The sequence below is a fragment of the Dellaglioa sp. CoH-55-MRSF-8 genome (genome assembly GCF_056782195.1).
The window spans coordinates 1-12,401 of record NZ_JBXAYH010000001.1 but is presented as its reverse complement, the minus strand read 5'-3'; the positions used below and the strand labels follow the sequence as shown (position 1 = coordinate 12,401).

The 12,401-nt window shown below is 34.9% G+C and carries 10 protein-coding genes and 1 other annotated feature; of the genes, 6 read left to right on the top strand and 4 right to left on the bottom strand.

Features of this window, described 5'->3' with window-relative positions; translation table 11 throughout:
• Positions 1-61: 61 nt before the first annotated feature.
• Together AC1RPW_RS00050 and AC1RPW_RS00045 are read right to left on the bottom strand one after the other, a co-directional pair.
• Positions 62-1,576 carry an ABC transporter permease/substrate-binding protein gene (locus AC1RPW_RS00050; protein ID WP_481761128.1) on the bottom strand — a complete coding sequence of 505 codons (1,515 nt, stop codon included), beginning with the start codon at positions 1,574-1,576 and terminating at the stop codon, positions 62-64.
• Positions 1,564-2,535 carry an ABC transporter ATP-binding protein gene (locus tag AC1RPW_RS00045; protein ID WP_481761129.1) on the bottom strand — a complete coding sequence of 324 codons (972 nt, stop codon included), beginning with the start codon at positions 2,533-2,535 and terminating at the stop codon, positions 1,564-1,566. The genes AC1RPW_RS00050 and AC1RPW_RS00045 overlap by 13 nt, the downstream gene beginning before the upstream one ends.
• 251 nt (positions 2,536-2,786) lie before the next feature.
• On the opposite strand from AC1RPW_RS00045, the gene AC1RPW_RS00040 reads away from it, so the two are divergent.
• The 4 genes from AC1RPW_RS00040 (at position 2,787) to AC1RPW_RS00025 (ending at position 5,408) form a co-directional block, all read left to right on the top strand.
• Positions 2,787-3,230 (top strand): MerR family transcriptional regulator, encoded by a 444-nt coding sequence (locus AC1RPW_RS00040; RefSeq protein WP_481761130.1) that lies wholly within the window; start codon positions 2,787-2,789, stop codon positions 3,228-3,230.
• A gap of 39 nt (positions 3,231-3,269) precedes the next feature.
• Positions 3,270-3,677 carry a cupin domain-containing protein gene (locus tag AC1RPW_RS00035; protein WP_481761131.1) on the top strand — a complete coding sequence of 136 codons (408 nt, stop codon included), beginning with the start codon at positions 3,270-3,272 and terminating at the stop codon, positions 3,675-3,677.
• Between the two features lie 17 nt (positions 3,678-3,694).
• The gene (locus tag AC1RPW_RS00030; protein WP_481761132.1) at positions 3,695-4,015 is read left to right on the top strand and encodes a carboxymuconolactone decarboxylase family protein; all 321 of its coding nucleotides are present in this window, start codon (positions 3,695-3,697) and stop codon (positions 4,013-4,015) included.
• 418 nt (positions 4,016-4,433) lie between these two features.
• Positions 4,434-5,408, top strand: a complete 975-nt coding sequence (locus AC1RPW_RS00025) for an aldo/keto reductase (RefSeq protein WP_481761133.1) — start codon at positions 4,434-4,436, stop codon at positions 5,406-5,408.
• Positions 5,409-5,544: 136 nt separating this feature from the next.
• On the opposite strand, the gene spxB is transcribed toward AC1RPW_RS00025, so the two are convergent.
• Positions 5,545-7,284 (bottom strand): pyruvate oxidase, encoded by a 1,740-nt coding sequence (gene spxB, locus AC1RPW_RS00020; RefSeq protein ID WP_481761134.1) that lies wholly within the window; start codon positions 7,282-7,284, stop codon positions 5,545-5,547.
• Positions 7,285-7,427: 143 nt separating this feature from the next.
• Positions 7,428-8,375, bottom strand: a complete 948-nt coding sequence (locus AC1RPW_RS00015; protein WP_481761149.1) for an NADP-dependent oxidoreductase — start codon at positions 8,373-8,375, stop codon at positions 7,428-7,430.
• A gap of 163 nt (positions 8,376-8,538) precedes the next feature.
• Positions 8,539-8,740 (top strand) — a binding site (T-box leader).
• A gap of 57 nt (positions 8,741-8,797) precedes the next feature.
• Here AC1RPW_RS00015 and tyrS point away from each other — a divergent pair.
• Positions 8,798-10,054, top strand: a complete 1,257-nt coding sequence (gene tyrS / locus AC1RPW_RS00010; protein ID WP_481761135.1) for a tyrosine--tRNA ligase — start codon at positions 8,798-8,800, stop codon at positions 10,052-10,054.
• The gene (locus tag AC1RPW_RS00005) at positions 10,054-12,096 is read left to right on the top strand and encodes a cation:proton antiporter (RefSeq protein WP_481761136.1); all 2,043 of its coding nucleotides are present in this window, start codon (positions 10,054-10,056) and stop codon (positions 12,094-12,096) included. Before tyrS ends, AC1RPW_RS00005 begins: the two co-directional genes overlap by 1 nt.
• The last annotated feature ends 305 nt before the right edge of the window (positions 12,097-12,401 follow it).

The window sequence follows — 12,401 nt, the reverse complement described above, 5'->3', positions numbered from 1 at the left end:
ACGATAAAATATAAAAAAGTTTGGAGTCCGCATGAGGTTAGCGAGATTCCAAACTTTTTATTTAGTCTAAAAGATGTTGCTTTGTTAAGTAGTCGTGTGCGACGGTACTTGCTGGGACATTTTTAACATCAACTAGATAATTCATTTTTTGCATATCTGTATCAGAAATTTTTCCGGTTAATTTATTTAAACTTTTTTTGATGGATGGATATTTTTGTGAGATGCCCTTTGCAACAAGTGGGGCGCCTTGATAAGGTGGGAATAAAGACTTGTCATCTTTTAATGTGACCAAATTATATTTGACGAGCTGACTATCAGTTGAATAGGCATCAACTAAATTTACATTACCATTCACAATGGCTTGATAGCGAAGTGCTGGTTCAAAAGATTTAGTGTTAAATGACAAATGATACTTGCTTTGTAACCCTTTGTAACCATCATCACGGTTTAGAAACTCAAGCGTAAAGCCTGCCTTTATTTTTGAAGATACTCGTGATAAATCAGAAATTTTTGATAGATGGTATTTAGTTGCAAAGTCTTTAGTGACAGCGACAGCATAGGTGTTTTGATAAGCCATCGGATTTAAATAATCTAAATCTGATTTAACTTTAATTTCGGTTTTTGCTTGCTGGTAGGCTTTATTTTCATTTGTACTTTTGAGTGGTGATTTTACTAACTCTTCAAGTACCGTACCTGAAAATTCTGGGTAAATATCGATTGAATTAGATTTTAATGCAGAGTATAGAAAACTCGTTTTACCAAAATTTGGTTTTAAAGTAACCTTGATATTGGCGTCGTCTTCTTGAATTAAATCTTTATACATATTAATTAGAATTTCAGGTTCTGCCCCCATTTTACCAGCAATGACTAATTCTTTTTTCTGATGTGTGAAAGTATTGATTGTGGCACCAACAGCAAATAGGAATCCTAAAGTAATTAATATAATGGTAATTGTTTTTATCTTTAAATTCTGCAATTGCCGGATTAAAACACTGAAAACAATAGCTAGAATAATAGAACTCAACGCGCCAATAATAATCAAGCTCATATCATTTCTATCAATTCCCAGCAAAATAAATGTTCCTAACCCGCCAGCACCAATTAAAGCAGCTAGTGTTGCGGTTCCAATAATTAGAACAAGCGCAATACGAATGCCTGAAATAATTAGTGGCATAGCTAAGGGTAATTCAAATCGAATAAGTTTTTGCGCACGTGTCATACCAAATGCAGTTGCGGCTTCTTCTAATGATGGATCAATACCAGTTAAACCTGCATATGTGTTCTGAAAAATGGGCAGTAAAGCATAAACAACTAATGCGATAATTGAAGGTAGTGTTCCAATTCCGACTAGTGGAATTAATAGCCCTAGCAGCGCGAGTGAAGGAATTGTCTGTAAAACACTGGTAATTTGCAACATAATTTCTGCTGCTCTTTTATGCTGTGCTAACCAAATTGCTAAAAAGACGGCAATGATGGTTGCAATCAGCAATGAAATTAATGATATCTGTAGATGTTGAAGAATAGCGGTCCATAAATCAGCACGGTGCATTTTAAAAGTTGTTATTAAATTTGCCATTGGTCATCCACCTCGCTATCAGACATGCTTGCACCATAACGAATTAAGCATTGGGCATCAACTGCACCAATGAGATTCTGGTCGTTATCTTTAACATTTATAATTGTATATTTAGAAAGTAGAGATATGAGTTCTTTAAATGTTGTTTGAGTTGAGGTGACGTGATTATTAGCGAGTTCATCAATTGGAAGACTAAATGATTTTTGAATCATTTCAGCTAAATTAAATTGCGTGTTGGATACGTCTAACCCAAAAAACTCTGAAATAAAATCATTTTTTGGTGCATTTCTAATTTCGTCAGGGGTACCAACTTGAATGAGATTGCCATCATGCATAACACCAACACGAGTTCCGAGGCGAAGAGCTTCAGACATATCATGCGTAATGAAAATAATGGTATTGTGTAGTTCCTCATGTAAATCGATGACGATATCTTGTAATGTTTTTTTTGAGATAGGATCCAGCGCACTAAATGGTTCGTCCATTAAAATTAATTTTGGTTTAGTTGCAATTGCTCGTAAAATACCAATTCGTTGTTGCTCGCCACCGGATAAATCGCTAGGCATTCTCTTACGATATGCTTCAGGCGGTAAACCAACACGTGTTAATAAGGCATCGACACGTTCTCTTTGTTTGTTTTTAGGCCATTTTTGTAATTCTGGTAATAAGCTGATATTTTCAGCAACTGTCATATTAGGAAATAAAGCAATCTGCTGTAAGACATAGCCAATCTGTGAACGTAAAGTATGTAACGGAATCTGATCAATATTTTGATTTTCAAAGTTAATAGTACCCGAGGTGGGCTCAATTAATCGATTAATCATTTTTAAAGTTGTCGTTTTACCACTACCACTAGGGCCAACAAGAACAAAAAGTTCCCCTGTATCAATATGTAAGTTTAAGTCGTTTAATACGGTAACTGTTTTGAATGTTTTGTTTATGTGTTTGAAATCTAACAAAAGCTAACCCTCATTTCTTCTTATTTTATATGTAATATATCTGGAAATGGTAACTATTTCGATGTAACTCTACATGAATGAAAATTATTAAGCAAAGATTTTGTTTTAAAATGTTGGAATTAAATTTTAGTGTAGGAACGGTCTGAATTGATGGATGGAGTAAGCCTTAATATTAAAAATAATATGTAGAAAAGCTTGACTTAGAGTCAACTCTAAGTGTTTTAATAGAAACTATTGAAGGAGGCGATTGAATGACTAATGAGCAACAATATAAAATTGGTGAGTTTGCTAAATTAGTTGGGTTATCAAGTTTTACATTGCGTTACTATGAAAAAGAAGGCTTAATTAAGCCTCACCGTAATTCGGCAGGCTTACGTTATTACACGGAACATGATATTAAATGGGTAGGATTTTTGCTTCATCTTAAAGGGACAGGGATGCGGATTAATGAAATAATTAAATACGTTGAACTACGAGCACAAGGTGATGCAACCATTAAAGAACGACGCGAGATGCTCAGCAAGGTAAAAGAAAATGCACTGTCTGAAATGGTAGAATTACAGCATAATATTGAAATTATTTCTCATAAAATTGATTGGTATGACAGAAAAGTTTCACACAGAACAAATGGAAACGAAGTGTCAGAAGATATTAGTTTTGAAAAGTATCTAGAACAATTCGCGATATACGATTAACGCTAGGTTAACCGTATAAAATAAAGTGAGGTAATTATAATGAATGAGGAACAAATTAAAAACGGTCTTTTTCCAATAGGTGAAAAAAATGAAGCATATAAAGATTTCTTTGTTGGTCAAAGTTATTTAGACATGTTAGTGGCGGATCCAGATATAAACGTTGGTGTTGGAAATGTTAGTTTTGAACCTGGAACACGTAATAATTGGCACATCCATCACGACGGTTACCAACTATTATTGGTCACTGCCGGTGAAGGTTGGTACCAAGAAGAAGGTCAACAAGCACGACGTTTAAAAGCTGGTGATGTTGTTGTCACAAAAGACGGGATTAAACATTGGCACGGTGCTACAAAAGATAGTTGGTTCTCACATGTTGCTATTACAGCAGGGACACCTGAATGGTTAGAAGCTGTTGATGACGAAACGTACGGTAAATTAAAAGATTAATAGGAGGATATTATATTATGGTAAAGAAACAAACAGCAGGTCGCGATAACTTAGGCGAATTTGCACCTAAATTTGCAGAATTAAATGATGATGTTTTATTTGGTGAAGTTTGGTCACGTGAAAGTGAATTACCAGCACATCAACGCAGTATTATAACAATTTCAGCTTTGATTTCAGGTGGTAACTTTGAACAATTGCCAGCACATATGGCAATTGGCAAAACAAATGGAATTACGAAGGAAGAAATTGCTGAAATTATCACACATTTATCTTTCTACGTTGGTTGGCCTAAAGCTTGGTCTGCATTTAATATTGCAAAAGATGTTTTTGAAGACTAATTATTTAAAAGTGGGACATGAATTAAATAAATACTGGCTCCGTACTTTGTCAAAAGTATCGAGTCAGTATTTTTGCTTACCTAATTATTTCTTGAGGTCTTGTCTGATTAAAAGTGAAATTATAACAATCGTAATCGCGGCAATAATAAATTCTACATTCAAAAAGTGTTTATTTATGAAAAATGCAACAATGACTCTAACTATGGTTGCAATAGCTAACGTTAAGATGAATGTTTTAATATAATGGACATTTATATAATCGTTTATTTTTTTAAACATGGACTCAACTCCTTCAGTTACCTAATAATAGTGGCACAAATTAATAAGATAAGCGAATTTTAAGTAACATTAAATGATTGTCCAGCAGACGTGAAAGCGCTATAATATAATTTGTAATTAGTTTAGGAGGAGATAGTTAATGTATCAAGCAAATGAAAAACGTTATGATAAAATGATTTATAATCGCCTCGGTAATAGTGGATTAAAAGTTTCTGCTATTGCCTTAGGCTTATGGAAGAACTTTGGGGATGAGACACCTTTAGCAACGCAAAAAGATATTATTGAAACAGCATTTGATAATGGAATTACTTATTTTGATTTGGCAAATAATTACGGTGATGGTGCTGCCGAGAAGAATTTTGGGCGCATTTTACGTGAAGATTTAAGTGCCTACCGGGATGAAATGGTTATTTCGACGAAGGCAGGTTACTATATGTGGCCAGGTCCTTATGGCGAATGGGGTTCAAAGAAAAACTTGTTTGCCAGTATGGATCAATCATTACAACGTATGCAGCTAGATTATGTTGATATTTTCTATCACCATCGTCCAGATCCAGATACACCGTTGGAAGAAACAGCTGAAGCTTTGGATTTACTCGTTCGCCAAGGTAAAGCCTTATATATTGGAATTTCAAATTATCGGGCACCAGAAGCTGAAAAGATGATTCAATTACTAAAAGCTAAAAATACACCTATCGTTGTCCACCAACCTAGATATAATTTATTAGATCGTTGGATAGAAGATGGATTAAAAGATGTTTTAAAACAAGAGCAGATAGGAACAGTTGCTTTTAGTCCTTTAGCACAAGGGTTATTGACTGATCGTTACTTGAATGGTATTCCAGACGATTCTAGAGTGAAACGATTTGATACCTTGTCTACTGAGAGAGTTGAATCAACACTTAAAAAGGTTCGTGAATTAAATGAAATTGCAAAAAATCGCAACCAGACATTGGCTGAAATGGCGCTATCTTGGGATTTGAAAGATAATTCTGTTTCGTCGGTTATTATTGGTGCTAGTCGTGTGAGTCAATTAAAGGATAATTTAAAGGCATTAGAGCATTTGGATTTTGCACCAGAAGAATTAGCAAAAATTGATAAAATTGTGAAATAAGAAGAGGTATATAAAGAGAACCCTTGGGATTGAAATGAAATTCAATCCCAAGGGTTCTCTTTATATCTTTTTTTGTTCTATAAAAAATGTATTTTAACTTAATTAAGCTAAGATACATCAATTAAATAAAAACTATTTAATCTTGATTTTCAAGGATTTCTCGAAATGGAATTAAACCCTCTGCTTGGTATTCTTTAACAAAAGCTTTAACAGCATCTGGATCTTGTGTTTTAGGATCAATAATGAGCTGTTCAACAGGAAGTGGACGGTCAGAAGTTACTTTAACATCGATAACAACAGGCACTTTTGAACCTTTAGCTTCAGCAAAAGCAGTTTTTAATTCTGCTAATGTCCGGACGGTATACCCTTTAGCTCCCATGTCGTTGGCAATTGCGCCCCAATCAGCATCAATTAAATCAATACCTGAGTGTGGTTGTTGTTTATCATCTTGTTCAGCGCGGATGAATCCAAGTTCCTGATTGCTTAAGACAACGTTGATGATAGGCATGTTGTATTTAACTTGTGTTAAGACATCTTGCATGACCATCGTCCAACCACCGTCACCAGAAATTGAGAAAACTTGACGGTCTGGAAAGGCAGAGTGAGCCCCAATTGCTGCGGGTAGTGCATACCCCATCGTTGCGTACCATGCGGATGTTGTAAATTTATTTTTCTCACCAAGACGTAAGAAACGCATTGCTTCAATCGTTACATTACCAACATCAATTTGGAAAATTGCATCGTCATCTTTAATTTTATTAATTTCATTGAAAACTGGTTCAAAACGAAGTGGTTTACTGTCATCTTCAGTAAAGCTATCAATCCATTTAATCCAGTTTTCTTTGTTAGCGATGGCAGCTTTGTACCATTTTGTTGGTGCAACTGGTGTTTTAACGGCCTTATTTAATGCGATTAAAGTTTCCTTACCATCGGCTAAAATAGGGACATCAACTGAATGACGTTTACCTAATTTTTCAGAATCAATATCGACCTGAATAAATTTAGCATCTGGAGAAAAGAAATATTCACCAAATGGAAAATCAGATCCAATGAAAAGAACAGCATCAGCGCCACGAAGAAGGTCAACGCCGGGTTTGCCAGCAACTCGTCCAGCAGAACCCATGTATGCTTTGTAATCATCAGGAATAATTGTTTTAGCAAGCGCAGTTGTTGCGATTGGTAATGATAATTTTTCAGATAATTCAATTAATTCTTTTCCAGCGCCACGAACACCTTTCCCAGCATAAATAATTGGTGTCTTAGCTGTTGTTAAAATATCTAAGGCATCTTGAATTTGTTTATCACGAGGCATCGGATAAAGAGGTTCTTGGTGTGTTGCGGCTGTTGAAACAAAGGTGTCATCGATTTCTTGCCAACCTAAATCGGTCGGAATTGTGACAACTGCGACGCCATTATATTTGTAGGCTTGACGGATAGCTTCATCAACAACAATGGGTAAGTTTTCGGGTGTAGTAGCTGTTCTGTTATAAATAGAAACATCCTCAAACATTGGATTTTCATTCATTTCTTGGAAGTAATTTGTATTCATCACTTGTGTACCAACTTGGCCGACTAAGGCAAGAACAGGAACACCATCATATTTAGCATCGTAAAGTCCGTTTAATAGATGGACAGCACCGGGACCAGCGGAACCAAAAGTAACACCTAATTTTCCAGTTACTTTAGCTTCACCAACTGCTGCGAGTGCGCCGACTTCTTCATGACGAACTTGTACATAATTAATTGTATTTTTACGATTATGTAGTGCATTCATTGTTGAATCAAATGAACCACCTGGCAACCCATAGACGGTTTTAACGCCCCAATCTTCTAAAACTTTGAGCATGGCATCTGATGCATTAATTTTTTTTGGCATAATAGTAAATCTCCTTCTTGAAAAATTTTATTCTACAAGGATAGTATAAATCTACCAATGAATTAACACCAGTGAAAGCACTTACTTTTAGTAATTAAAAAAGGTAGTTCAGACAAAAAAGTCTGAACTACCTAAATAGGGTTTTATTTAAAACGAACGATAATTTTACCAAGTGCATGATGAGATTCACTACGATCGTGAGCTTCTGCTACACCTTCTGCAGAGAATTCATGAACTGAATCTAAGGTCACTTTTATAGTGCCATCTTCAAGCATATCAGCTAATTTAGTTAATTCTTCACCATTTGGGTCCAACCAAATTGAATCAAAAGTCACATTTCTTGCTTCAGCAAGACCTGCTGTTTTTTCAGAATCCATCCCAGTAATAGCAACTAAACGACCTGTGCCATGTTTTAAGATATTAACTGATTTTTCTTGTGCGTCACCACCGATTGTATCAACTACAAGGTCGATATCTTTTAAGATTTCCGCAAAATCAGTTTCATGGTAATCAATGACTTGGTCAGCGCCAAGTCCTTTAACAAAATCAATATTCTTCGAGCTAGTTGTGGTAATAACGTAAGCACCAACTGATTTAGCAAGTTGAATAGCGAAAGAGCCAACGCCACCTGAACCAGCATGAATAAAGACTTTTTCACCTTTTTCTAAATGACCATGATCAAAAAGGGCTTGCCATGCAGTTAAACCAGCTAAAGGAACAGCAGCAGCTTCTTCAAAGCTAATATTTTTAGGTTTTGGTGCAAGCAAATTAGCATCAACAGCAGTATATTCGGCGTAAGTACCAAAACGAGTCGTGGCAGGGCGTGCGAAGACTTCATCACCAATTTTCCAATCGGTTACGTTAGCGCCTACTTCTGTGATAACACCCGACACATCCCAACCTAAAATAATAGGAAATTGCCAGTTAAGCATACCTTGTAAAAAGCCTTCACGCGTTTTCCAATCAATTGGATTAATTCCAGCTGCTTTTTCTTGAACAATTACTTGATCCGCCGTCATTTCAGGCATAGCTACTTCACGTTGTTTAAGTTTATCTTGTCCGCCAAATTCATCAATTACAACGGCTGACATCATTTTCTTTTCTGTCATCGGATTCCTCTTCTTTCCAGTTACTTTTAATTTGTAAGTGAATTGTATCGAATAACGAAATAGAATGCAATCAAGACACTCTTTTATAGTATTAATATTCTTATGGTTAAAATTGACATTTAGACTTTATTTACGTATATTATAGCTATAAGTGATGAAGTAGTTCAGTAATTTATCGATCAATTTTAAAGAAACCTGGTGGTCGCTGGAAATCAGGAATTATCGATGAGTGAAGTACGCTATGGAGCTAACAACGATTCATCTCGTTAACGATGATTGAGCGATTAGCTACTATATTATGTAGATAATAACTTGGGTGGTAACGCGGAAATTAATTCGTCCCTGATATCTTTTTTAGATATCAGGGATTTTTTTATACTTATATTATATAGGAGGAAACAGAAATGAATATTATTGACGAACTAGAATGGCGCGACGCAATTAATCAAACGACAGACGAAGATGGGTTACGTGAACTAACGTCTGAAAAATCAATTGGCTTATACTGTGGGGTTGATCCAACAGGGGATAGTATGCATATCGGACACTTAATTCCATTTATGATGTTGAAAAGATTTCAATTAGCAGGACATCATCCATACATCATTATTGGTGGTGGTACAGGTTCAATTGGTGATCCAAGTGGTAAAAAATCTGAACGTGTGCTGCAATCGATGGACCAAGTTCATCATAATGAGCAAGCTCTCACTGCACAGATGACCAAATTATTTGGACAAGATTCAAATATTTCAATTGTAAATAACTATGATTGGTTATCAAAAATTAGCTTGCTTGATTTCTTACGCGATTACGGTAAGTTATTTAATGTAAATAGCATGCTCGCAAAGGATGTTGTTGCAAGTCGTTTGGAAGTTGGTATCTCATTCACGGAATTTACATACCAAATCTTACAATCAGTTGATTTCCTACATTTACACAAGCACCATGATGTTCAATTACAAATTGGTGGGGCTGATCAATGGGGGAATATTACTGCAGGAATTGATCTTATTCATAAAGAGCTAGGTTCAGACACAAAGGCATATGGGCTAACAATTCCACTAATGCTTAAGGCTGATGGTACTAAATTTGGTAAAACAGCTGGTGGCGCAGTTTGGTTAAATCCAGAAAAAACAACACCATATGAATTCTACCAATTTTGGTTAAATCAAGACGACCGGGATGTTGTGAAATATTTGAAATTTTTCACATTCTTAACGTCAGATGAGATTGCTGAATACCAAAAATCAGTTGAAACAGCTCCAGAAAAACGTGAAGCACAACGCCGCTTAGCACGAGAAGTAACAGAATTTGTTCATAGTCCAGAAGCTGTAATTGAAGCCGAACATATTTCTGCAGCTTTATTTTCAGGCGAAGTGAAAGAATTAACGACGAGTGAAATTGAACAGGGGTTTAAAAATATGCCTTCTGTTGAATTAGCAGCAGAACCAGAGAATATTGTTGAGTTATTAGTAAATACAAAAATTGAATCATCAAAAAGACAAGCACGTGAAGATATCACTAACGGGGCTATTCGTATTAATGGTGAAAAAATTCAAGATTTAGATTTTATGATTGATCCTGCTACAGAATTTGATGGCAAATTTGTGATTATTCGTCGTGGTAAAAAGAAATATTGGTTAGGACGCGTTAACGCATAATGGCACTATTTTATGTAATAGCTTTTCTTGTGGCGGGGATTATTATTTCAAATGTAATTCACGAAATTCTTCCTAAAATACCAGATGCTTTTATTCTTATTGTAATTGGTCTGTTGTTGTCATTAGTACCAGTCATGGCTAATTTCGAATTAGAACCAGAATATTTTATGTTATTCATTATTGCACCACTTATGTTTAATGATGGGCAAAAAACATCTGTTAGGGGGATCCGTAAAAATTTTCATGCGATACTTTTATTATCAGTAGTTTTAGCGCTTATTACAGTTGTAATAGTAGGGTTGTTAGCGAATCGATTAGAAGTTCGATGGACATTGCCACTTGCAATAGCACTAGCTGCGATTGTGACACCAACTGACGCCATAGCAGTAAAATCCTTAACATCAGCATCAAAACTTGATTCAGGGGTTAATACTGCCTTAGAATACGAATCATTATTTAACGATGCAAGTGGATTAGTGATGTTAAATTTGGCATTATCTGTGATGGAAAAAGGAACATTTTCCATCTATAGCGGATTATTTCAATTTATTTTTGTTGCAGTTGGTGGTATTGTAGTTGGGGTTATGGCAGGTGGAATCTTAGTTATCGTTAGAACGTATTTTAATAAGAGGGTAACTTCACCAGAATTAACGATTATTCCAATTGCGTTGTTAACACCATTTATTGTTTATTTATTGGCGGAAAGTCTAGGGACATCGGGAATTATTGCTGTTGTAACTGCAGGGATTGTTCATAATATTGAATCCGAGCGTTTAAAATTAACTGCAACACGTGTCCAGTTAGTTTCGTCAACAATATGGGATACGTTGACCGCAATGCTTAACAGTATTGTATTTATTTTATTGGGAATTAGTTTACCTGAAATTTTCCGGGCACTGATTAAACTTGGAACGAGTCAGTCGTTTGAGTTGTTGAGTCTGGGTTTGATAATCTATGTAGTCATGATTGGTATCCGATACACTTGGGCATTAATTGGAAAAGAACCACATATTGCTGCCTTTTTCGGTCCTTCAAAATCAAAAAAAAGACGAAAAAATGCATTTGTTTTTGGGTTGAGTGGGGTACACGGAACAATCACGTTATCAATGGCATTTTCATTACCAATGTTAATAAATGGACGGGCTTTTCCGTATCGAGAAGAAATTTTAATCATTGCAACTACTGTCATATTATTAAGTATGATAACACCAGCATTAGTGTTGCCTAAAATCTTACTAGCTAAAAAGTTATCATTTAATAAAGAAGAATTAAATTTTTCACGAATACAAATGATTGATTACGCTAGTTTACATTTAACAGAACGTATTCAATCTAACGATGTGAGATACGCGGTGATTCAACAATTACAATCACAAAAAGGGTTTAATGATATTCAAGGGTATGATAAACATCAAGAATTATTTAAAAAAATTAATGAAATTGAAGATGAATTTTTAAATAGTAATGAGATAAAAGAAATTTATCCTGCCCGAGTACTCAGTACGTACAGAAAAATTTTGGATACAGATTATGGTGGACAACGATTAAGTGTTAATCGAATCATTCGATCAGTAGAACATCAGGTTAGGCATGAAGCGTGGCATATTAGCCATGGGCAAATAACTCGTGGACAGAGAAGTAAGGCCAGGAAACAATGGGCTAAAGATAATATAGAAAAAATGCAAATACACAATGATTTCCGATCATTATTATGGGACTTGGAGAATCAATTGCATGAAGTAATTGAACAATATTTACATGATTTAACAAAAGAACGTTTGGCTAATGCACATGGACAACTAGATGATATTCAGAATGTTGAAAGATTTATCGAAGATCGACAAAGACACTTTCGTAGAGATTACGAAGAGAATGAAAAAATATCAGTAGATTTATTTATTCAAGCATTTCAATTAGAATATAATTATGTTCAAACACAATATATAGCAGGAATAATTAACGAGCAACTTGCTAATAAGTTGTATGATGAAATAAATCAGGCGCAAACACTACAAATGCAGCAACTATTAGTTGAACATTAAATAAAAAATAATTTCAAAAATCAGGATTAATAGTCTATTTTTGAAATTATTTTTTTATTTAAGACCTATAAAGTAATTAAAAGTACAGATGTATACGATTACATCAATATTTTTAGATTTAATTTAAATAAAGGCTTGACGAAGGTCATTATTCTTGGTAAAGTAATAAACGTTGCCTCAGTAGTAAACAACTAATTCAAATGTGACCAGTTAATTAATTAAAAAAAATCTTGACAATTAACGAAATCCTTGATATGATATAAAAGTTGTCAAAAGCAACCAAGTAGATCTTTGAAAACTGAACA

Bases quoted from the DNA above. Each gene is read 5' to 3' on its own strand.
- AC1RPW_RS00050 (WP_481761128.1), bottom strand. From the start codon at position 1,576: ATGGCAAATTTAATAACAACTTTTAAAATGCACCGTGCTGATTTATGG.
- AC1RPW_RS00040 (WP_481761130.1), top strand. From the start codon at position 2,787: ATGACTAATGAGCAACAATATAAAATTGGTGAGTTTGCTAAATTAGTT.
- AC1RPW_RS00035 (WP_481761131.1), top strand. From the start codon at position 3,270: ATGAATGAGGAACAAATTAAAAACGGTCTTTTTCCAATAGGTGAAAAA.
- AC1RPW_RS00030 (WP_481761132.1), top strand. From the start codon at position 3,695: ATGGTAAAGAAACAAACAGCAGGTCGCGATAACTTAGGCGAATTTGCA.
- AC1RPW_RS00025 (WP_481761133.1), top strand. From the start codon at position 4,434: ATGTATCAAGCAAATGAAAAACGTTATGATAAAATGATTTATAATCGC.
- spxB (WP_481761134.1), bottom strand. From the start codon at position 7,284: ATGCCAAAAAAAATTAATGCATCAGATGCCATGCTCAAAGTTTTAGAA.
- AC1RPW_RS00015 (WP_481761149.1), bottom strand. From the start codon at position 8,375: ATGTCAGCCGTTGTAATTGATGAATTTGGCGGACAAGATAAACTTAAA.
- tyrS (WP_481761135.1), top strand. From the start codon at position 8,798: ATGAATATTATTGACGAACTAGAATGGCGCGACGCAATTAATCAAACG.
- AC1RPW_RS00005 (WP_481761136.1), top strand. From the start codon at position 10,054: ATGGCACTATTTTATGTAATAGCTTTTCTTGTGGCGGGGATTATTATT.